General features: G+C 52.8%; 17 protein-coding genes. 14 read left to right on the forward strand and 3 right to left on the reverse strand.

What is annotated here, in order from left to right:
• Positions 1–82: 82 nt before the first annotated feature.
• The 3 genes from ligA to ampD all read right to left on the reverse strand — a co-directional run bounded on the left by ligA (position 83) and on the right by ampD (position 4,651).
• Positions 83–2,536: an NAD-dependent DNA ligase LigA gene (gene ligA / locus LVJ88_RS04585; protein WP_085417760.1), complete on the reverse strand. Its 2,454-nt coding sequence runs from the start codon at positions 2,534–2,536 to the stop codon at positions 83–85.
• 174 nt (positions 2,537–2,710) lie between these two features.
• Positions 2,711–3,979: a cell division protein ZipA C-terminal FtsZ-binding domain-containing protein gene (locus LVJ88_RS04590; protein WP_054598588.1), complete on the reverse strand. Its 1,269-nt coding sequence runs from the start codon at positions 3,977–3,979 to the stop codon at positions 2,711–2,713.
• A gap of 117 nt (positions 3,980–4,096) precedes the next feature.
• Entirely contained in the window at positions 4,097–4,651 is a 555-nt protein-coding gene (gene ampD, locus LVJ88_RS04595; protein WP_085417761.1) for a 1,6-anhydro-N-acetylmuramyl-L-alanine amidase AmpD, read from the reverse strand.
• Between the two features lie 288 nt (positions 4,652–4,939).
• Here ampD and mltG point away from each other — a divergent pair, with 288 nt between their 5' ends.
• From mltG to LVJ88_RS04665, 14 genes are all read left to right on the forward strand, one after another.
• The gene (mltG, locus tag LVJ88_RS04600; RefSeq protein WP_085358185.1) at positions 4,940–5,935 is read left to right on the forward strand and encodes an endolytic transglycosylase MltG; all 996 of its coding nucleotides are present in this window, start codon (positions 4,940–4,942) and stop codon (positions 5,933–5,935) included.
• A gap of 163 nt (positions 5,936–6,098) precedes the next feature.
• Positions 6,099–6,719: a dTMP kinase gene (gene tmk, locus LVJ88_RS04605; RefSeq protein WP_054598690.1), complete on the forward strand. Its 621-nt coding sequence runs from the start codon at positions 6,099–6,101 to the stop codon at positions 6,717–6,719.
• A gap of 111 nt (positions 6,720–6,830) precedes the next feature.
• Entirely contained in the window at positions 6,831–8,087 is a 1,257-nt protein-coding gene (locus LVJ88_RS04610) for a DUF2254 domain-containing protein (protein WP_085417762.1), read from the forward strand.
• 167 nt (positions 8,088–8,254) lie between these two features.
• Positions 8,255–8,863: a DUF4230 domain-containing protein gene (locus LVJ88_RS04615; RefSeq protein WP_085417763.1), complete on the forward strand. Its 609-nt coding sequence runs from the start codon at positions 8,255–8,257 to the stop codon at positions 8,861–8,863.
• Positions 8,864–8,899: 36 nt separating this feature from the next.
• The gene (gene tpx / locus LVJ88_RS04620) at positions 8,900–9,394 is read left to right on the forward strand and encodes a thiol peroxidase (protein WP_054598592.1); all 495 of its coding nucleotides are present in this window, start codon (positions 8,900–8,902) and stop codon (positions 9,392–9,394) included.
• Between the two features lie 170 nt (positions 9,395–9,564).
• Positions 9,565–11,325: an exodeoxyribonuclease V subunit alpha gene (gene recD / locus LVJ88_RS04625; protein ID WP_085417764.1), complete on the forward strand. Its 1,761-nt coding sequence runs from the start codon at positions 9,565–9,567 to the stop codon at positions 11,323–11,325.
• Between the two features lie 243 nt (positions 11,326–11,568).
• Positions 11,569–12,753, forward strand: coding sequence for an acetylornithine/succinyldiaminopimelate transaminase (locus LVJ88_RS04630; protein ID WP_085417765.1), 1,185 nt, complete (start codon positions 11,569–11,571; stop codon positions 12,751–12,753).
• Positions 12,754–13,012: 259 nt separating this feature from the next.
• On the forward strand, positions 13,013–13,444 hold the full coding sequence (gene rimP / locus LVJ88_RS04635) for a ribosome maturation factor RimP (protein WP_054598594.1): 432 nt from the start codon (positions 13,013–13,015) through the stop codon (positions 13,442–13,444).
• Positions 13,445–13,471: 27 nt separating this feature from the next.
• Positions 13,472–14,968, forward strand: coding sequence for a transcription termination factor NusA (nusA, locus tag LVJ88_RS04640; RefSeq protein ID WP_085356883.1), 1,497 nt, complete (start codon positions 13,472–13,474; stop codon positions 14,966–14,968).
• Between the two features lie 12 nt (positions 14,969–14,980).
• Positions 14,981–17,779 (forward strand): translation initiation factor IF-2, encoded by a 2,799-nt coding sequence (infB, locus tag LVJ88_RS04645; protein ID WP_085417766.1) that lies wholly within the window; start codon positions 14,981–14,983, stop codon positions 17,777–17,779.
• A 297-nt stretch (positions 17,780–18,076) separates the two neighbouring features.
• Complete coding sequence (locus tag LVJ88_RS04650; RefSeq protein ID WP_244694184.1) at positions 18,077–18,550, forward strand: Fur family transcriptional regulator; 474 nt, start codon at positions 18,077–18,079, stop codon at positions 18,548–18,550.
• Positions 18,541–19,464 (forward strand): CobW family GTP-binding protein, encoded by a 924-nt coding sequence (locus tag LVJ88_RS04655; protein WP_054598598.1) that lies wholly within the window; start codon positions 18,541–18,543, stop codon positions 19,462–19,464. Before LVJ88_RS04650 ends, LVJ88_RS04655 begins: the two co-directional genes overlap by 10 nt.
• Positions 19,465–19,613: 149 nt before the next feature.
• Entirely contained in the window at positions 19,614–20,111 is a 498-nt protein-coding gene (locus tag LVJ88_RS04660) for a hypothetical protein (RefSeq protein WP_085417767.1), read from the forward strand.
• 25 nt (positions 20,112–20,136) lie between these two features.
• Positions 20,137–21,348: a beta-ketoacyl-ACP synthase gene (locus tag LVJ88_RS04665; RefSeq protein WP_085417768.1), complete on the forward strand. Its 1,212-nt coding sequence runs from the start codon at positions 20,137–20,139 to the stop codon at positions 21,346–21,348.
• Positions 21,349–21,463: the final 115 nt, after the last annotated feature.

Here is a 21,463-nt window from a genome sequence, read left to right on the forward strand (position 1 = left end):
TTAGCCCGATAAAGTTTAACGAATTATGTGAGCATGTCAAATATTTACGGCATTGATTATTTGGTTTGTTCGGTATGGCGGTTTACGGGTTTAAAAGTGCCATCAATTGTGCTTCATCCAATACCGCCACGCCCAGCGCATTGGCTTTTTCCAGTTTGCTGCCCGCCGCTTCGCCCGCGACTACATAATCGGTTTTTTTCGATACGCTGCCTGACACTTTCCCGCCCGCGGCTTCAATCATGGCTTGTGCTTTGTCGCGTTTCAGCGTCGGCAAAGTGCCGGTAAGCACGAAGGTTTTTCCGGCTACGGCTTGGTTGAGGCCGTCTGAAACGGATGCTTCGTTTTCAGACGGCATCTGTTCCAAAAACTGCCGCATAGATAGTAAAAGGGCTGCATTTTCGGGTTGGTTGCGCCATTGTTGCCAGTCGGCATTCAACGCATTGTCGTTCAACAGGCCGTCTGTATTTTTGCCGGCCAAATCCCACAAGGCGGCGGCTTTGGTTTCGCTGATTTTGAAACCGGGCAGGCGGCTGAGCCATTTGGCCGGAGTAACATATTGGGAAAGGGGCAGGGTAACTGTTTGGTTTTGCGGAACAACGCCGACGACAAGCAGTTCGTCTATCATGGCCTGCTGCTCCGGTTGGGCGAAGAAATGGGCGATGGAACGGGCGACGACGGCACCGATGTCGGGCAGGCAGGTCAGCACGGGTTCGGGGGCGCGGCGCACGTTTTCCAGCGTGCCGAACGCTTGAGCCAGCGATTTGGCCGTGCGCTCGCCGACGTGGCGGATGCCGAGGGCGAACAGAAAACGGGCGAGTTCGGGCTGCTTGCTGGCTTCGATACCGGCGAGGATGTTTTCAGCCCACTTGGTCGGCGACTGTTTTTTAGCCGTTGTTTTGAGGCCGTCTGAAACCGTTTCGCCGGCATCGGCAGCCTGTTCCTTATCGGCGTTTTCTTTCATCAGCTGCAAGGTCGGTACGTCCAAACGGTAAAGGTCGGCGAAATGCTGCACCAGATTTTGGGCGACCAGCTGCTCGATTTGCCGCTGGCCTAAGCCGTCGATATCCATCGCTTTGCGCGAAGCAAAATGAATCAGCCCTTGCGCGCGTTGGGCTTGGCACAACATGCCGCCGCTGCAACGGGCCACGGCTTCGCCTTCTTCGCGTTCGATTTCACTGGCGCAGATCGGGCAGCGTTCGGGCAGGCGGTATTGGGGGTAAAGCGGTATTTGTTCGGTTTGTACGTTTTCAGACGGCCTAACCGGTTCGGCAAACAAATCGTTTTGCAGGCCGTCTGAAACGGTTTCGGTAACGGTTTGCATCGGGCGGCGTTCAAGCACTACGCGCACCACTTCGGGAATCACGTCTCCCGCGCGGCGCACTACTACGGTATCGCCGATGCGCACGTCTTTGCGTTGCGTTTCGCCTTCGTTGTGCAGCGTGGCATTGGTTACGGTAACACCGCCGACAAACACCGGTTGCAAGCGGGCGACGGGGGTAACGGCTCCGGTGCGGCCGACCTGTACGTCAATCGCTTCGACCACGGTTAAGGCTTCTTCGGCGGGGAATTTGTGCGCGATGGCCCAGCGCGGCGCACGGGAAACGAAGCCCAGAGTTTCCTGCTGCGCCAAACTGTTCACTTTTACCACCATACCGTCGATTTCATACGGCAGTTCGGGGCGTTTTCGCGACATGTGTTCGTAAAATGCCAGTATTTCGGCGATATTAGGGAAAACGCCGAATTGCCCGTGCGGCAGGCTGAAACCGAGTTCAAACAAATAAGCCAGCTCTTGAATATGCTCTTCCAAACGTGTACCGCCTTCGATGCGGGCGATGCCGTAAGCGAAAAAATGCAGACGGCGTTTGGCGGTGATGCGCGAATCGAGTTGACGCAGGCTGCCCGCAGCAGCATTGCGCGGGTTGGCAAACAGTTTTTGATTGTCGGCAGCCTGTTTCTCGTTTAAGGCGGCAAAATCCGCTTTGAGCATCAGCACTTCGCCGCGCACTTCAAGCAGCGAGGGCAGGTTGTCGCCGCGCAGTTTCAGCGGGATATTGGCAATGGTTTTGATATTTTGGGTAACGTCTTCGCCGGTGGTGCCGTCGCCGCGCGTGGCCGCCTGAACCAGCACGCCGTTGCGGTAGAGCAGGCTGATGGCGAGGCCGTCGAATTTGGGTTCGATAACGTATTCGGGTTGAACGCCGGACAATCCGCCGCGCACGCGCTCGTCAAACGCCAGCATTTCGGCGTGATAGAATGCGCCGTTTTCGTCTTGCGGCGAAAAAGCATTGTTCAGCGACAGCATCGGCACGGTATGGCGCACGCTTTCAAAGCCGTCCAAAGGCATGCCGCCGACGCGCTGGGTGGGACTTTCGGGCAAGCGTAAATCGGGGTGTGCGGCTTCGAGGGCTTCGAGTTCGCGGAAAAGCCTGTCGTACTCGGCATCGGGCACGGTGGGTGCGTCGAGTGTGTAGTATTCGTAGGCGTAGCGGTTGAGCTGTTCGGTGAGTTCTTGAATGCGGCGTGTGGTGTTGTTCATGGATGAGGCCGTCTGAAAAAGGTAAGCGGTTTTTCAGACGGCCTCTGGTTTTGATGAATAAATGTTGAAGGCCGTCTGAAACAGATAGGCCGTATTATATAAAAAAAGCCGTCTGAAAAGTTTTCAGACGGCTTTTTTCTTTTTTAAGTGCGCTTGGGTCGTTGTGCCTTCAGGTTAAGAAAACAAGCGTTTGGAAAGTTCGCCCGCAGGTTCGATGCCGACTTTTTTCATTTCGTCCTGACGTGCCAACACATAAGTGCGGACATCTTTCAGCCATTGGGTTGACAGCTCTTCCAGTTTGTCATTCACCAAATCCAAGCCCAAGTTGCTGGAAAGTTTCACGGCAAGATCCATGAAGCGGTTGAACTGTTTCTCGCCCGCAGGCACATGCGGAATGTCGAACAGCATGCTGAAGCCGCGGTAGGCTTGGCTGTCGAGCAGGCTGGAAGTAAAGGGCGAATTGTCGAGGGTAACGATGGTGAACAGCGGCTCGCCTTTTTCGTCGGGGAAGTGGAACGCGCCGTCCACGCCCAGTTCAAAGCCCAATTGTTCTACGGCAGAGCGCAGTTCCACGCCGCTGACGGTGCCGCGCGAAACCAAGTGCATGGCAATGGTTTGATCGACGCGGGCGCACAGTTCGTCGAGCGGGCGGGCGACGTTAAGGAAGGTTTCCACATCGGTGAGCAGCAGGCCGCCGTTCATTTTCTCGGCAAACTGGTTAACCTGCTCGCCGAAATGTTCAAGTTCCTGAGTGGTGGCCAGGCCGCTGCGGCTGATGGATTGCAGGCCGATGATAAAGCCTTGGTAATACACGCTGGGAATCGGCTCGGCGATCTGGAAGCGGTCGTCCATGGTGCAGCCGGCGATTTGGAAGCGGTGGCGGCTGGAGAGGCGGGGAATGGTGTGCAGCTCTTGCGGTTCGCTCAGGGAAATATAGGCCATGTAGTCGAAACGCGGGTCGAACCACGGCAGCTCGAGTTTGGGGAGGTCATGCAGGTCGAGCAGCAGTTTGCGTTTGCCGTGAAGTTTGGTTTGGGAATAAACGGGTGCGGCCACGCGTTTGAAATCGTAGGCGGCATCGGCTTCTTTTGTTTCCGGTTCGATAACGCTTTCTTTGAAGTCGTCTTCGTACTCGATTTCCACATCGGGTTTGTTGGCGGCGGCTTGTGAAACTTTGGCGGCAAACAAGTCGTCTTTAGGTTCGAACGCGGGAGTGGAAATGTCTTTTTGGCGGATGGGGCGCAAGGGCACGCCGGTTTGGTCTTGCGATTTGCCGTCGCGCACAAAATCGGTTTTGCTGCCCATCAGCGCATCTTTGTCGGAATGGCCGAATTGGCGGCGTACCTGCTGGCGGTACTGGTTTTCTTGGTACATGTTGTAGGCGATGATGGCGAGAATGATGGCCAAGCCTAAAACGACAATAATCAGAATTGTTTCACTCATAAGTCTGAAAACCCGTGTTTAATTGGTTGAACGGTGCATTATGCCGGGATTATAGCTAAATTTGGGCTATATTACAGCTTAAGACGGCTTAAGGCCGTCTGAAATCTGCCGATGAATTCAAATGCGGGCAATTTCTATGCCGATTTCATGTATTTTAGCCCAGTTGAAAAAATGACCGGGGTCACTTTTTCTATTTGGTGCGATATCCTGATGACCGGTAACGGCCTCGATGGGATAGCGGTCGCGGAGGGCTTGCAGAAGCCGGTTGAGAGATTGGTATTGGGCTTCGGTAAACGGTTCGAAATCACAGCCTTCCATCTCGATGCCGATGGAGAAGGTATTGCATTTTTCGCGCCCGCGGAAAGACGACACGCCGGCGTGGTAGGCCATGTCGTCGCAGGAAACGAATTGTACGGTTTCGCCGGTGCGGGTGATGAAAAAGTGGCTGGAAACGCGCAATTCGTGAATCACGCTGAAAAAGGGATGGTCATCGGGGTTGATGCGGTTGGTAAACAGTTTTTCCACCGCGCCGTTTCCGTATTCGAACGGGGGCAGGGAAATATTGTGCAATACGGCCAATGAAACGGCTTCTCCGTCGGGCCGCGGTGAAAAATTGGGCGAATCGATCCGCTTTGCGGGCTGCCACCAGCCTTGCTGCCAGTTGTGTTCCATGATGGTTTTCTTTTCTGTCTGTTTGTAACGGCCCGGTTTGGCAGGCCGTCTGAAACGGTTGGTGGGTTCAGACGGCCTTTTATCGGAAAATAACGTGCCTGTCTGCGCTTTTGGGCGATAATTTTTTAATGTAGAGTATGTGCAGTGTAAGCGGCTTTGTTTGATAGTCGGCCAACTTAGCTTTTTCTGCGGCGTGCTGCTTTGTATTAAATAATGTGTTGATTGACGATAAAGGTTTTATACTGTCGCCCGAACTTTAGCCCGAACTTTAATAGAACGAATCCTACCATGTTGAAAAAATTGTTTAAATGGCTTGCGTGCCTTTTTGTTTTATTGGTTGCGGTATGGTCGGCATTGCTGTTTGCGCCGAAAACCAACGATAAACCTTATCGCGTAAAAGTAGAGAAAAACCAGGGTATTGCTTCGGTGAGCCGTAAGTTGGCCGACGACGGGGTGATTTACAGCCGCCATGTTTTGTTGGGAACGGCTTATCTGCTGGGCGTACACAACCGGCTGCGCACAGGTGCGTACCGTTTGCCCAAAAAAGTATCCGCATGGCAGATTCTGCAACGACTGCGCGGCGGCCGGCCCGATTCGGTTACGGTGCGTATTGTCGAAGGTATGCGTTTTTCACAGATGCGCGGCATCATTAACGGCACAGAAGATATTGCGCACGAAACGCGCGGTTGGAGCAATGAAAAACTGCTGCAAACGATTGATCCCAACGCATTGAGCAGTAATCCCGAAGGGCTGTTTTTCCCTGACAGCTACGAAATCGACGCGGGCAGCAGCGACCTTCAGATTTATAAAACCGCCTACCGCACGATGCAGCGGCATTTGCAGGCGGCTTGGGACGAGCGCCAGAGCGGGTTGCCGTATAAAAATCCGTATGAGCTGCTGATTATGGCGAGCCTGATTGAAAAGGAAACCGCTCACGAAGCCGACCGCCGCCATGTTGCCGCCGTGTTCGTTAACCGTTTGGCCATCGGTATGCGTCTGCAAACCGACCCTACCGTGATTTACGGTATGGGCAGCGCATATAAAGGCCGCATCCGCAAAGCCGATCTGCAACGCGATACGCCTTACAACACTTACACCCGGGCCGGTTTAACGCCCACGCCGATTGCTTTGCCGGGCAAGGCCGCGCTTGAGGCTGCCGCTCATCCGTCGTCGGCGAAATATCTGTATTTTGTTTCTAAAATGGATAATACGGGCTTGAGCCAGTTCAGCCATACTTTGGAAGAGCATAACGCGGCGGTGCGCAAATACATTCTCAAACGGTAAACGGCAACCGCTATCAACCGAATTGGCTTTTTTGTTGGAAAACAGGCCGTCTGAAAACGCTTTCGGGCGGCCTTGGCGTTATAATGCGACGTTTGAGCGTTCAGACGGCCTCTTAACCGCTATTGAAGGCGGTCTGAAATAATGGAACACTTTACATAAAATGATTCAAGCACAGTTTATTACTCTCGACGGTATCGACGGTGCGGGCAAATCTACGAATTTGGCCGTTATCAGGCAATGGTTTGAACGCCGAAACCTGCCTGTTTTGTTTACCCGCGAACCGGGCGGCACGCCGGTGGGGGAAACGTTGCGCGACATTCTGCTGAATCCGGCAACGAAAGCCGGCTTGCGTACCGAAACGCTGCTGATGTTTGCCGCCCGCTGCCAGCATATTGAAGATGTGATTTTGCCCGCATTGGCGCGCGGCGTGCATGTGGTGTCCGACCGCTTTACCGATGCGACGTTTGCTTATCAGGGCGGCGGCCGCGGCGTGCCGTTGGAAGACATTGCAGTGCTGGAAAATTGGGTGCAGGGCAGTTTGCGCCCCGATTTAACAGTGTTGCTCGATGTGCCTCTGGAAATATCTATGCAGCGCATCGCCAAAAGCCGCGAGAAAGACCGTTTCGAGCAGGAAGAAGCGGCATTTTTTACCCGTGTGCGCGATGTTTATCTGAACCGCGCAGCCGCCGCGCCCGAGCGTTATGCGTTGGTGGACAGCAGTAAAAGCCCCGAAGAAGTAAAAAACGCTATCGAATCGCTGCTCGATAAACACTTTGCCGTGTAACAGGCGTTTTCAGACGGCCTTCTCCGTAAAAAAACTTTGTTATAACCTAATGATGTATAACAGTTTTATCTGTTATGCGCAGAAACAGCAAAACAAGAGGAAAATCAAATTATGATGTACCGTTGGCTTTTAGCACTAAAAAAACCGAGCAACCGCTTGTGGGTAACGCCCGCTTTATGGGCGTTGGTGGCCGTTTTATTTGCGTTTGGCGCGCGTTTGGCCACCATTTGGTTACCCGCCAATCTGCTCCCCCAAATCAGTTTGTCGACATTGGAAAGCCTGCTTGAAGTGATTGCTTCGAGTATGCTGGCAGTGAGTACATTCTCGTTGTCGATTATGGTGTCGGCCTTCTCTTCTGCCGCCAACGGTGCCACACCGCGCGCTACCGAGTTGGTGATGAGCGACGACAACACGCGCACGGCCATCGCCAGTTTTATTTCTGCCTTCATCTACGCCATCATTGCCAAAACCGCATTGGGTATGGAGTTTTACGGGCAAAACGGGCGTTTCGTTTTGTTTGTGAGTACCGTATTGGTATTGGCATATCTGATCGTAACCCTGATCCGCTGGGTGCATACCATTTCCCAATTGGGCGGCATGGCCCATACGGTCAACAAAATTTTGAAGGCGGCAGAAGAATCGCTCGACAAATACCGTGCCGATCCGAATATGGGCGCGGGCTGGCGCGGCTCGTGCAGCAACCGGGCGCGGATGGTGCAGGCAGGCCACAGCGGCTACCTGACCCATATCGACATGGCTTCGCTGCAAAGCAGGGCGGAAGATTCCGATGTGCGCATCCATATTTTGGTGCGCCCCGGCGAACTGGTGGCGCATGATACCCCGCTGCTGTTGGTAGAAGGCGGAGAAACGGATAACGAAGACTTGTTGAAATGCTTCGTGTTCGGAAGTGCGCGAGGCTATGATTTCGACCCGAGCTGGGGTTTCGTGGTATTGAGCGAAGTCGCCCAGCGTGCCTTGTCTCCAGCGGTTAACGATCCGGGCACGGCCATCAATGTAATGACGGGCATGATGAAGGTGTTGACCAAGCAGCCGTCTGAAGAAGCGTCCGGCGAAGAAGGTCGATACGACCGTTTATCCATCAAGCCCGAAGATTGCGGCAAATGGGTGGAAGAAGCCTTCTATCCGATTGCACGCGACGGCGCGGGTATTTTGGAAGTGGGCGTGGTGATGCAGAAAGTCTTGGCAGGCATCTGGCGTAATGCTCCGGAAACCGGCGTTTCCCAAGCAGCTGCGAGAGTGTCTGAAAAAGCCTTGAAACGTGCTTTGCAGGAACTTTCTTTCGAACCGGACGCGGAAGAGCTGCGCAGCAAACACGAGGCATTGTTCGGCAGAAAACAAGCAGTTTAATGTGTTTTCCCGTTATGAAGCCCGGCATGCCGCATAAGAATACCGTATAGTTAAAGGCCGTCTGAAACCCTGTTTTCAGACGGCCTTTCCTTTCCTGAAAAATGCAGCTATTGAAATTCCGGTAAAAAACATCATATCTGTTGCCACGTTGATTGAAACTGTAAAACATGAAAACACTTTTACGTTTGTTGTTTACCGTATTTCTTCTGTTGGCTGCCGCAGGAGCGGCTTGGTATGTTTGGCAAAACCGTGTTCAAGAGCCGAGCCACCAAGTGCTTACGCGCGAAAGTGTGTTGACGCGTATTCAAAATCTCAACCGTTTGGAAAGTACTGCGTTCCATATCGACACCATTATTAAAACCGAGAAAAAAGGCAATTGGTATGCTTTGTGGCAAGATTCGCAAACCGGCCTGTTTATCGCTCAAGGCAAGGTGTTGGCGGGTTTGGATTTAAATAAGCTGGATGCGGAAAATGTTCATGTAGTGGACAACAAAGTGATTATCAGCCTGCCGCCGGTAGAAATTCTGAGTGTCGGTCTCGACAATATTGAAGTGTACGACATCAAAACCGGTTCGCTCGGCCTGCATCCGATAGATAAAAGCGTGTTCCAAAGCGTTCAGGAGCAGGCGAAAAAACAAGTATTGGCCGGTGCATGCAAAGCCGATATATTGGCCCATGCCCAAACTCAGGCGCAGCAGCAGCTGGAAACGCTGTTTGCCCTTACCCAAACCGAGGTATCGATTTACCCTTCCGCTTTGCCGCCGTGCAAGGCATAAACCGTTTGATAATTTTTTGATGATTAAGGAGATGTTATGGCTCAAGTTACCCTGCAAGGCAACCCTGTCGAAGTAGGCGGTTCTTTTCCGCAAAAAGGCCAGTCCGCCCCTGATTTCCAACTGACTGCGGGGGATTTGTCTGAGAAAACGCTGGCTGATTTTTCGGGTAAACGCAAGATTTTGAATATTTTCCCCAGCGTAGATACAGGTGTGTGCGCCCAATCGGTGCGTACGTTTAACGAAAAAGCCGCCGATCTCGACAATACGGTTGTGTTGTGTGTGTCTGCCGATCTGCCTTTTGCACAAAAACGCTTCTGCGGTGCCGAAGGTATCGAAAACGTAGCCATGCTTTCTACATTCCGCAGCGGATTTGCGCAAGATTACGGCGTGGCATTGGAAAGCAGCGCGTTGAAGGGTTTAACCGCCCGTTCGGTAGTGGTATTGGACGAAAACAATCAAGTTTTGCACAGCGAACTGGTTGGCGAAATTGCCCGCGAACCGAATTATGAAGCCGCATTGGCGGTGTTGTAATCCGAGCGTTTTTGAAGAAGCCGGCCGTCTGAAAAGATATTTTTCAGACGGCCTTTATTGTTTTTTGTAGAATAAACGCTGTTTTCGGCAAGACCTGTTGATTACTGCCGCAACAGGCTGAGGCCGTCTGAAAACATATGCGTTTTTCTCACTATCGAATGTAGCTGCTTATGCCTTCTCTGCCTGATAACGATTTGAACCATGCCGCCGCCGATGCGGCGGTTGCCATGCTGCAACGCCATGCTCCTGAAGATGCGGCATTGGCCGAGCCTTATGTGCGCCGCCTGTTTGCCGCGTTGCAGGAAGGGCATGCTTTTATTTGGCTGGAAGACGACGAAGTGCAGATGGTTCGGCAGGCCGCAGATGTTGTCGGCGGCAGCGGTGATACGCCGTTGATTTTGGCAGGTAAAAAGCTTTTTTTAGGGCGGATGTGGCAATTTGAACGGGATTTGGCGGCAGAAATACTCCGCCTCGCCGATGCGGCCGTGCCGCCCGTAGATTGGTTGCAGGCGGGTCAGAATCTGGCGGAATGGTTCGCACAAAAAGGAAGCGAAGGCCAGCGTGATGCGGCGGCGTTGGCTTTGTTGAAACCGTTTATGCTGATCAGCGGCGGGCCGGGTACGGGCAAAACCACAACGGTGGCGAAACTGCTCGGTTTGTTGTGCAGCCATGCGGGCAAACTGCCGCGCATCGCCTTGGCCGCGCCTACGGGCAAAGCCGCCGCGCACATGTCGCGCGCTTTGCACCGTGCCGTGCAAACATTTGCTCTGCCCGAAAATGTGCGCAATCATCTGCTGCAACTGGAAGGCCAAACCGTACACCGCCTGTTGAAGCTGCGTCCGCCGCAAATGCAGCCGCTGTTTCATCGCGAACAGCCGTTGCCGCTGGATATTTTAGTGATAGACGAAGCTTCTATGCTTGACCTTGCCTTGCTGCTGCAACTTCTGCAAGCCGTGCCTTCGGGTTGCAGGGTGGTGCTTTTGGGTGATGAGAACCAACTGCCTTCGGTAGGGGCGGGAGCCGTATTGTCGGAGCTGGCGCAGCCGACCGTATTGGCCGCCGATACGGCCAGAGAACTCGAAACCATGTTGCCGCAACACGGTTTTGCCGTTTCAGACGGCCCGCCGCCCTTGGCAGAAAACATAGCGCGTTTGCAGATTAGCCACCGTTTCGGCAGCAACAGCGGCATAGGGTGTTTGGCGCGTGCGGTGGCATCGGACGATGCAGCCGAAGCATGGGCGCAGTTCGGCCGCTTTCCTCAAGAGTTGGAGGTGCGAAGCGGCAGCGGAAAACAGCAGGCAGAAATACTGTATCAACGTCATGCACGATATTGGCAGGCGGTTGACGAAGGCGACGTGGCTGCCGCATTCCAATATCAGGCCGATGCAGTTGTGCTGGCTGCCAGACGCGACGATGCCGAAGCATTCAACGGAGAATACCGCCGCTGTCTGCAACGCCACGGCCGTGCCAGAGCCGATGCACCGTGGTTTGCAGGGCAAGTGATTATGGTTTCGAGCAACGATTATGCCTTAGATGTGTTTAACGGCGATATCGCACTGATTCTGCCCGATCAAGAACAGAAAGACGTTTTGGCAGCTTATTTTCCGGCGGCAGAAGGTTTCCGCAAAACAGCCCTCAGCCGCCTGCCTGCATACGAAACCGCCTTTGCCATAACCGTACATAAAAGCCAAGGTTCGGAATACCGCGAGGTATGGCTGTTGCCGCCCGCGCTTGCGGAAACAGGCGGAGCGCAGCACGGTTTGAACAAAGCCTTGCTCTACACCGCCATTACCCGTGCCCGCGAGCGTTTTGTGTTTTGGGGCAGCCAAGCTGTTTTTCAGACGGCCTGTATGCTTAACGAACGCCGCCGCAGCGCCTTAAGGGAAATGATACATAAACACCGCTCAAGCGCGGCCGTTAATACCGAATAGCGGGGGTTTACCCGATCCCGAGGTTTGCGATTAAAATAGGCATCCGTAAAGAAAACCGAAAACTTCAGGCCGAAACCGTTGCCGCCGTCTGCAGTGCAGCTTTGCCTTGTATGCTGCCTGCCTATAACTATATTCGATATGTCTGCATCCGTTGCGTTGCTGTACCTTAAACTGCACTCATATCGGGAGATTTTGAAAAGGTCTCAGGCCGTCTGAACAATTTATTTGGAAAGAACATCAATCATGCAGAACTACCTAACCCCCAATTTTGCATTTGCGCCGGTTATTCCCGAGCGTGCGGCAGGCAGCCGCGTATGGGATACCGAAGGGCGCGAATACATTGATTTGGCAGGCGGAATCGCCGTAAACGCACTCGGGCATTGCCATCCGGCCTTAATCGAAGCCCTTAAAGAGCAGGCCGAAAAGCTGTGGCATATTTCCAATATCTACACCACCGTACCCGCGCAACAACTTGCCCGAAAACTAACCGAACACACCTTTGCCGATAAAGTATTTTTGTGTAATTCTGGCGCGGAAGCCAATGAAGCCGCATTAAAATTGGCACGCAAATATGCCCGCGACCATTTCGGCGGCGAAAAAAACGAGATCATTGCATGCGTCAATGCTTTTCACGGACGCACATTGTTTACCGTATCGGTGGGCGGCCAACCCAAATACAGTCAAGATTTCGCACCTCTGCCGCCGGCCATCACCCACGTTCCTTTTAATGATGCCGAAGCTTTGGCGGCAGCGATTTCCGATAAAACCTGTGCCGTCATTATCGAACCGATACAAGGCGAAAGCGGTGTGCTGCCTGCCGAACAAGCTTTTTTACAAGCCGCCCGTCAAGCCTGTGATGTGCACAATGCCTTGCTGATTTTTGACGAAGTGCAAACCGGTATGGGGCGCACCGGCAAATTGTTTGCCTACCAGCATTACGATGTTGTGCCCGATATTCTGACCAGCGCCAAAGCACTCGGCAGCGGCTTTCCCATCGGTGCCATGCTGACCACCGACGCCATCGCTCCCAGCTTCGGCCCCGGTACTCATGGCACCACTTTCGGCGGCAACCCGCTGGCCTGTGCCGTAGCCAATCGTGCTTTTGATGTGATCCATACTCCTCAAACATTGCAACAAGTTACAGATAACGGCCTGAAACTGCAAAAAGAATTGGCCGCTTTAGGCAGGGAAACAGGTGTTTTTAAAGAAGTGCGCGGTATCGGCCTGTTAATCGGTTGCGTATTGGCCGACCAATATGCCGGCAGGGCGGGCGAACTGATGCAGCAAGCCCTCAGGCACGGTTTAATGGTTTTGGTGGCCGGCAGCAATGTTGTCCGCCTCGCTCCCAGCCTGCTGTTAAGCGAAGAAGACAGACAAGAAGGTTTAACACGCCTGAAAGCCGCCATAGATGCTTGGTTGCCGGTTTGAGGCCGTCTGAAAACCCGGTTGTTTATATCGTATAAGCTTTAACCTTATCTGCAGGTTTGTTGTTTGATAAGGTACGGGCGCATGGTCTTAAACTGTCTCTACATTTGGGAGCATAGCTTTCAACCCGTTTATTTCAAGAAAATGTCAAACTGAAAGTATTTGTTTGCTTTTCTTTTGTAAGTAAACGGGTTATAATCGGTAAATTTTTCAATTTTCACGAAAAATGGCCACCCGGCCATTTTTTTGTTTTTGGAGTGTTATGGATATTCAAACCATTCTCGATAAAACCCTGCCGGGCTTGGGATACGAGCTTGTAGATTTCGAATTGACTGCTCAAGGCGATTTGCGCGTATTCATCGACAAAGAAGGCGGTATCACAGTAGAAGACTGTGCAACCGTGAGCAACCACCTGAGCCGTTTGTTTATGGTAGAAGATGTTGACTACAAACGCTTGGAAATTTCCAGCCCCGGTTTGGACCGCCCGTTGAAGAAGGCGGCCGACTTTGTGCGTTTCGCCGGGCAGCAGGCCAAAATCAAAACCCGCTTGCCGATAGACGGGCAAAAAAACTTCATCGGCCGTATCGAGAGCTGCGAAAACAACATCGTGCGTATCGCGTTTGACGGAAAAACAGCCGATATCGAGCTGGATAATATCGACCGCGCGCGGCTGCGCCCTGAATTTGATTTTTAAAAATATTGAGCTAACGGAGAATAATGAATGAGTCGTGAGATGCTGTTGCTGGCGGAAGCCTTGGCTAGTGAGAAAAACGTTGATCCCGAAGTAGTATTCAGTGCATTGGAATTTGCACTCAGTACGGCGGCTAAAAAGAAAAACGGGCGCGAAAATATGGATGTCCGCGTAGAGATCGACCGCGATACCGGCGAATATAAAACATTCCGCCGTTGGTTGATTGTGGCGGACGAAGATTACACCTACCCCGATGTAGAAAAAACCATCGAAGAAATCCAAGAAGAAATTCCCGATACAACTCTCCAGATCGGTGAATATCACGAAGAATTGTTGGAAAACGAAGGTTTCGGCCGCCAAGCCGCCCAAACTGCCAAACAAATTATTCTGCAACGCATCCGTGATGCCGAGCGTGAGCAGATTTTGGAAGAATTTTTAGCCCGTAAAGAAGATATCGTAATGGGTACCGTTAAACGTGTGGAGCGTCACGGTGCCATCATCGAAATCGGCAAATTGGACGCTTTGCTGCCGCGCGACCAAATGATTCCGCGCGAGAATTTCCGCAACGGCGACCGCGTGCGCGCGCTGTTTTTGCGTGTGGACGAAATCGGTGCGTCAGGCCGCAAGCAAGTGATTTTGAGCCGCACTTCGCGTGATTTCTTAGTGAAATTGTTTGCTATGGAAGTGCCTGAAATCGAAGACGGTTTGTTGGAAATCAAAGAAGCCGCCCGCGATCCCGGCCACCGTGCCAAGATTGCCGTTAAAGCCAATGACCAGCGTATCGATCCGCAAGGTACCTGTATCGGCGTGCGCGGTTCGCGCGTTAATGCCGTAACCAACGAACTGTCGGGCGAGCGTATCGACGTGGTGTTATGGTCGCCTGAAACCGCCCAATTTGTGATTAACGCATTGTCGCCGGCCGAAGTAACGCGCATTTTGATCGATGAAGACAAACATGCGGTAGACGTTATCGTGGCGGAAGACCAGTTGGCATTGGCGATTGGCCGCGGCGGTCAAAACGTGCGCTTGGCTGCCGATTTAACCGGCTGGCAGTTGAACATCATGACGGTTGCCGAAGCCGAAGAACGCAACGCCGCTGAAGATGCCGCCATCCGCAATCTTTTTGTGGAACATTTGAATGTGGACGAAGAAACGGCCGACATTCTCGTGCAGGAAGGTTTTGCTACTTTGGAAGAAGTAGCCTATGTGCCTGCTGCCGAATTGCTGGAAATCGAAGGTTTCGACGAAAACATTGTAGAAACCTTGCGTAACCGTGCCCGCGACGCGATTCTGACTCTGGCCATCGCATCCGAAGAAAAACTGGAAGATGTAGAAGAAGATATGCGTAATCTCGACGGTATCGATCAAGAGATGTTGCGTGATCTGGCGCAGGCCGGTATTACCACGCGCGACGATCTGGCTGAACTGGCGGTAGACGAATTGATTGAAATTACCGGAGTAAGCGAGGAAGAAGCCAAAAAAGTGATTTTGGCCGCCCGCGAACATTGGTTCACCGAAGAAAACTAAGGGGGTAATAGTATGAGTAACACTACAGTAGAACAATTTGCCGCCGAACTTAAAAAGCCCGTCGACGATTTATTGAAACAGTTAAAAAGTGCCGGAGTAAACAAAAGCAGCGGCAACGACAGCATAACGTCTGACGACAAGCAGCTGTTGTTGGCGTATCTGAAAAAATCGCACGGAAGCGAAAGCGCTACCATCAGCATCAGCCGCAAAAAAGCCGAGGTCAGCACCATCGGCGGCGTACAAGTAGAAACCCGCCGCCGCAGCCGTAAAGTGATTGTGCCTTCTGCCGACGAGCTGGCTGCCGAAGCCAAAGCTAAGGCGGCAGAGCAGGAAGAAGCGCGCAAAGCAGCCGAAGCCGCTGCTCAGGCAGAGCGCGAAGCGGCCGCCAAAGCAGATGCGGAACGTGCGGCTGCCGAAAAAGCCAAGGCCGAAGAAGAAGCGGCCAAATTGAAAGCCGCTCAGGCGCGTGCCGAGAAAGCCGTTGAAGAAAAAGCGGCCGGTCAAGAAACGGCAGCCGAAGCAAAAGCCGAACAAGCTGTTCAGACGGCCAAAACGGAAAAGCCGGCCAAACACGCCAAACAGAAAGAACCGAAAAAACAAGCGGCACCTGCGGTTATCCAACCGGTGGTCAGCGCAGAGGAACAAGCCCAACGCGACGAAGAAGCCCGCCGTGCCGCCGCCATGCGCGCGCATCAGGAGGCGTTGCTGAGAGAAAAGCAGGAACGCCAAGCCCGCCGTGAAGCCGTGAAACTTCAGGCGCAACAGGAAGCGAAGGCTGCCAAAGAAGGCAAAACAGCCGAACAGCGTTCCGCCAAACCAAGCGAAAAAGCACCTTTGGCTTCTACTTCAAACAAGCCTGCCGCACCTGCGCGAGCCAAGAAAGAAGACCGCCACAACCGAGACGAGATGGAAAGCCGTCCGCGCGGAGGCAAAGACAAAGGCAAAGGCCGCAATCAAAACGCCAATCAGGAAGAACGTGTACGCGGCGGTAAAAAAGGTAAAAAACTCAAGTTGGAACCGAACCAGCACGCTTTCCAAGCACCGACCGAGCCGGTGGTGCACGAAGTGTTGGTGCCCGAAACCATTACAGTGGCCGATTTGGCGCACAAAATGGCGGTTAAAGGCGTTGAAGTAGTCAAAGCCTTAATGAAGATGGGCATGATGGTGACCATCAACCAATCCATCGACCAAGATACCGCTTTGATTGTGGTGGAAGAGTTAGGCCATATCGGTAAACCTGCGGCGGCAGACGATCCTGAAGCCTTCTTGAGTGATGATGCCGAAAGTGCGGCAACGGCAGAGCAATTGCCCCGTCCGCCGGTAGTCACCGTAATGGGTCACGTTGACCACGGTAAAACCTCGTTGCTCGACTACATCCGCCGTGCCAAAGTGGTGCAAGGCGAAGCGGGCGGTATTACCCAGCACATCGGCGCTTATCATGTGGAAACCCCGCGCGGTGTGATTACCTTCTTGGATACGCCGGGTCACGAAGCGTTTACCGCGATGCGTGCCCGCGGTGCCAAAGCCACCGACATTGTGATTCTGGTAGTCGCCGCCGACGACGGTGTAATGCCGCAAACCATCGAGGCGATTGCCCATGCGAAAGCAGCGGGCGTGCCGATTGTGGTGGCCGTAAACAAAATCGACAAGGAAGCCGCCAATCCAGAGCGTATCCGCCAAGAGTTGACGGCACATGAAGTGGTGCCGGACGAGTGGGGCGGTGATACCCAGTTTGTGAATGTGTCCGCCAAACAAGGTTTGAACATCGATGCCCTGCTGGAAGCGGTTTTGCTGGAAGCCGAAGTATTGGAGTTGACCGCTCCCGTCGATGCCCCCGCCAAAGGCATTATTGTGGAAGCGCGTTTGGACAAAGGCCGCGGTGCCGTTGCCACCCTGCTGGTACAAAGCGGTACGCTGAAGAAAGGCGATATGCTGTTGGCCGGCACCGCATTCGGTAAAGTCCGTGCGATGACCGATGAAAACGGCAAACCGATTGAAGAAGCCGGCCCGTCGATTCCCGTGGAAATCCTCGGTTTGTCCGATGTGCCGAATGCAGGCGAAGATGCTATGGTGTTGGCAGACGAGAAAAAAGCCCGTGAAATCGCGTTGTTCCGCCAAGGCAAATTCCGCGACGTGCGTTTGGCCAAGCAACAAGCGGCCAAGCTGGAAAACATGTTCAGCAACATGGGCGAACAGGCGCAATCGCTGTCGGTTATCATCAAGGCCGACGTTCAAGGTTCGTACGAAGCACTTTCGGGCAGCCTGAAAAAACTGTCTACCGACGAAGTGAAAGTCAACGTGCTGCACAGCGGCGTGGGTGGTATTACCGAGTCTGATGTGAACTTGGCGATTGCATCCGGCGCATTCATTATCGGGTTCAACGTGCGTGCCGACGGTTCGGCCCGCAAGCTGGCTGAGAGCGAAGATGTGGAAATCCGCTACTACAACATCATCTATGATGCCATCGACGATGTGAAAGCGGCCATGAGCGGCATGTTGGCGCCGGAAGAGAAAGAGCAAGTGATCGGTACGGTGGAAATCCGTCAGGTAATCAGCGTGTCGAAAGTGGGCAATATTGCCGGCTGTATGGTTACCGACGGTATTGTGAAGCGCGATTCGCATATCCGCCTCATCCGCAACAACGTGGTTATCCATACAGGTGAACTTGCTTCGCTGAAACGCTTCAAAGACGATGTCAAAGAAGTACGCATGGGCTACGAATGTGGTTTGATGCTGAAAAACTTCAATGAAATCATGGAAGGCGACCAGCTGGAAGTATTTGAAATCGTAGAAGTGGCACGTTCGCTGTAATCAGCTTTTGAACAACCCTACAGGCCGTCTGAAAACGTTTGGCGAAACCCGCTAAGCCTGTTTTCAGACGGCCTTTCGCATATATATAGCAAAAAAACTTATTTTTGATACAAAGCAGCAAGCCGCAGGCAGTATGAGTAATACGGAACCGATTCTGTTGCCGCTTTAGCAGCTTACACTATCGTTCTCTTTGAGCTAAGGCAATGCGGCGCCGTAGCAGAAATAAAGTTTATTTGCTATAAGGCAACACCGTTATAATAAGCATTCTTCAATCAGCAACAGGCCGTCTGAAAAGCCATGACTACTATTAATATTAAAGAAAAAATTCTCGCCCAAGCCAAACAAGAAGGGGCGCAGGTAACTGCTCTGCGCGAGCAGGTTTTAGACATCGTTTTGCAGCAAACCGGTGTGATTAAGGCATATAACGTATTGTCGCAAATGCAGCAGCAGAGTGAAGGCGTAGTGGCACCGCCGACTGCGTATCGGGCGTTGGATTTCTGGGCAGAACAGGGCGTGCTGCATAAAGTGGCTGCCGTAAACGGCTATGTTTTGTGCAGCCATGCCCAGCACGACTGCAATACGCATTGTCATGAGCATGATGAAGCGGCTCACCACAGTGCGTTTATTCTGGTGTGTACCGAATGCGGGGCGGTTGACGAGCAAACCCTCAGTAAAGAATGGTCGGCTTTGCGGGCCGGTGTGGCGGCAAGCGGGTTTGCTTTAAAAGAAGAGCATGTCGTATTAACAGGAGTATGTAAGAAATGTCAGTAAAAAAAACCAAAGTCCACCTGATTTCGGGCTTTCTCGGTACGGGTAAAACGACAGCGTTAAAAAGTTTGATGGAACAAAAAGACCCGAATGAAAAATGGGTCATTATCGTCAATGAATTTGGAGAAATCGGCATCGACGGTGCCGTGTTGAGCGATAACGGTATTCCCGTTGCCGAAATTGCAGGCGGCTGTTTGTGCTGCACCGCCGGCCCGCAGCTGGGTGCTACCGTACAGAAAATGTTGCGCGATGCCCAACCCGACCGTTTGATGATTGAAGCCAGCGGTTTGGCACATGCCGCCAGTGTGATTGACGAATTGAAAGTCAAGCCGCTTGAAGAGCAGCTTGAAATCGCCGCTGTGTTTACGGTGGTAGACCCCCGCCAGTTTGTCGATCCCAACTACGCACAGCAAGCCTTGTATAAAGACCAGATCGGCGTGTGCGATGTATTGGTGGCCAGCAAAACCGATTTGTGCACGCCCGAAGTATTGGCGGAATTTCGCGAAAAAGCCGCCAAGCTGTTCCCGCCCAAAGCCAAAGTGGTAGAGGTTGAAAATGCCAAAATGGATATCGCTTGGTTGGAAATCCCCGTTGTGGAAAAATCCCGTTACCGCTTGAAAGCCCTGCCCGACAATACCATGGGCTATCAATCGCAAGGTTTTACATTTCCGGCGGGTAAAGATTTTGACGGCGAACGCCTTACCAATTTTTTCAACGATCTGCCGAAATTTACCGAAGGTCTGGTGCGTGCCAAAGGTGTGTTTCAGGTAATGGGCACATGGGTGTGGCTCAACTGGGTGGACGGTAAATGGGGCGCAAACCAGGTTTCATGGCGGCGCGACAGCCGTTTCGAGCTGATTGCCAAAGCTTTTGATGCCGATTTGATTGAGCAAAAACTTAACGACGCTTTGGAATAAACACTTATTCGACGAGGCCGTCTGAAAGCAGATAACTCCATATCCGCCGAGAGGCTTTGCACAACCAAAACCCTCGAATGCAGTTTGCAGCGTTTTTGGCCTTATGTTGTGCAGCCACATCCCAAAAAAATCATCTAAGTAGGAACATAATGAACAAAATCATTGCCGCCGTACTGGTTGCTTGCACACTTGCCGCTTGTACCGGCGGTGTGCCGAAGCCGAGTGTGGTGCCGGATATTGCTGCCGAATCGGGCACATGGTTCCGGCTAACCGAATATGATGCAGACGGAAACATGCTTCAAAACAGCCTGTTGGCGGTTGAAAAAAATGCACACATGCTGCGGTTCGTGCAAACCGATGCGTTAGGTGCACCTTTGGCGCGTCAGGTGCTCACGCAAAAAGGATGGCGCAACGACGGTTTTGTGATGCCGAACGTGCCTGCCCGCCGTTTGTTTGCGGCCATGTTGCCCGTTTTATCCGGCAATTCTGCGGCACCTTATCCTGAAATGGTGCGCCGAAAAACCGAAAATGGCGAATGTTTTCAACAGTACGGGCATGATGTGTGGTGCGTTAAGCAGGCAGATAAAGGATGGCAATTCGTTTTTCCCGACCAAACAAAATGGGCGGTTGTGCCGATTGAAGAATAAATAATCCGATGAATATATTGATCATATGAACACCCCTGTTTATCTATCTGCACCGGCTCTCGTCAGTGCGTTGGGAAGCGGTTTGCAGCACCATATCCACGTCTTGCTCAACCCCTCCGGCCGCTCTCCGCTGATATTTTCCGACCAATGGGTAAAAGGCAAAACATACGCTTTCGGTGTGGTTGAAGAAAGTTTGAAACCGTTTCTGGAACATCTGCCAGAGGCATTCCGCAGCAGAAACAATCAGCTGCTTTGGCAGGCATTGGTACAAATCGAGCCGCAAATCGAACAAGTGGTTTCGCGGTTCGGCAGGGAACGTATTGCCGTGGTTATCGGCACATCAACCAGCGGCGTAGATGAAAATATCGCCATGTTCGAGCATGTTGCACGCGGCGGGGCTTGGCAAGACGTATCGTTCAAACAGGCGCAACAGTTGATGCACGCGCCGGCCGAATGCGTGGCCGAAATATACGGCCTGCGTAATCTGAATTATGTTGTGTCCACCGCCTGCACTTCGGGTGCGAGAGCGTTAATCAGTGCCGCCCGTTTGCTGCGTGCCGGTTTGTGCGACGCCGTGATATGCGGCGGTGTGGATACGCTTTCTCCTTTAACCGTTAACGGATTTGCATCATTGGAAGTATTGTCGGAAAGTTTGGCAACACCGTTCTCAGCCAACCGCAACGGCATCAACATCGGAGAGGGTGCCGCCGTGTTTGTGATGACGCGCGAACCTTGCTTCGGCGAAAGCCTGCCGCTTTTGGGCTACGGCTCGAGCAGCGATGCTTATCACATGTCTTCCCCCCGCCCCGACGGATTGGGCGCAATCAAAGCTTTCCAGACGGCCTTAAGCCATGCCCGAATCGCTGCGCAAGACATCGGCTGGATTAATTTGCACGGTACCGGCACGCTTCATAACGACAGCATGGAAAGCATGGCTGTGGCAGAGGTGTTTGGCGCAGATACCCCTTGCACTTCCACTAAGCCCTATACAGGCCATACGCTTGGCGCGGCGGGCGCGTTGGAAGCGGCTTTCTTGTGGGGCATAGTCAGCCGCCATACCAATCCTGAAGGCAAACTGCCCACCCAGTTGTGGGACGGCGAGCGCGACCCTGCTTTGCCCAAGATAGCTCTAACCGACAACGGCAGCAGTTGGCTGCAAGCGCGCAGAATCGGTGCCAGCTCGTCTTTTGCGTTCGGCGGCAGTAATGCGGTATTGATCATCGGAGAGCATGGTTAGAGACCTGTGCAAAACACATTTGGCGGTTTTGCAGGAGGCTCAAGCCGTTTTCGATTAAAGTTTGAGGCCGTCTGAATGGTTTGAATTGTCCCCAAAGTCTTGGGCAAACGACAAA

Source organism: Neisseria dumasiana, from assembly GCF_022870885.1.
Classification (GTDB): Bacteria; Pseudomonadota; Gammaproteobacteria; order Burkholderiales; family Neisseriaceae; genus Neisseria; species Neisseria dumasiana.

Excerpts from the sequence above, each read along its gene's own strand:
- ligA (WP_085417760.1), bottom strand. The coding sequence starts at position 2,536 with ATGAACAACACCACACGCCGCATTCAAGAACTCACCGAACAGCTCAAC.
- LVJ88_RS04590 (WP_054598588.1), bottom strand. The coding sequence starts at position 3,979 with ATGAGTGAAACAATTCTGATTATTGTCGTTTTAGGCTTGGCCATCATT.
- ampD (WP_085417761.1), bottom strand. The coding sequence starts at position 4,651 with ATGGAACACAACTGGCAGCAAGGCTGGTGGCAGCCCGCAAAGCGGATC.
- mltG (WP_085358185.1), top strand. The coding sequence starts at position 4,940 with ATGTTGAAAAAATTGTTTAAATGGCTTGCGTGCCTTTTTGTTTTATTG.
- LVJ88_RS04610 (WP_085417762.1), top strand. The coding sequence starts at position 6,831 with ATGATGTACCGTTGGCTTTTAGCACTAAAAAAACCGAGCAACCGCTTG.
- LVJ88_RS04615 (WP_085417763.1), top strand. The coding sequence starts at position 8,255 with ATGAAAACACTTTTACGTTTGTTGTTTACCGTATTTCTTCTGTTGGCT.
- tpx (WP_054598592.1), top strand. The coding sequence starts at position 8,900 with ATGGCTCAAGTTACCCTGCAAGGCAACCCTGTCGAAGTAGGCGGTTCT.
- recD (WP_085417764.1), top strand. The coding sequence starts at position 9,565 with ATGCCTTCTCTGCCTGATAACGATTTGAACCATGCCGCCGCCGATGCG.
- LVJ88_RS04630 (WP_085417765.1), top strand. The coding sequence starts at position 11,569 with ATGCAGAACTACCTAACCCCCAATTTTGCATTTGCGCCGGTTATTCCC.
- rimP (WP_054598594.1), top strand. The coding sequence starts at position 13,013 with ATGGATATTCAAACCATTCTCGATAAAACCCTGCCGGGCTTGGGATAC.
- nusA (WP_085356883.1), top strand. The coding sequence starts at position 13,472 with ATGAGTCGTGAGATGCTGTTGCTGGCGGAAGCCTTGGCTAGTGAGAAA.
- infB (WP_085417766.1), top strand. The coding sequence starts at position 14,981 with ATGAGTAACACTACAGTAGAACAATTTGCCGCCGAACTTAAAAAGCCC.
- LVJ88_RS04650 (WP_244694184.1), top strand. The coding sequence starts at position 18,077 with ATGACTACTATTAATATTAAAGAAAAAATTCTCGCCCAAGCCAAACAA.
- LVJ88_RS04655 (WP_054598598.1), top strand. The coding sequence starts at position 18,541 with ATGTCAGTAAAAAAAACCAAAGTCCACCTGATTTCGGGCTTTCTCGGT.
- LVJ88_RS04660 (WP_085417767.1), top strand. The coding sequence starts at position 19,614 with ATGAACAAAATCATTGCCGCCGTACTGGTTGCTTGCACACTTGCCGCT.
- LVJ88_RS04665 (WP_085417768.1), top strand. The coding sequence starts at position 20,137 with ATGAACACCCCTGTTTATCTATCTGCACCGGCTCTCGTCAGTGCGTTG.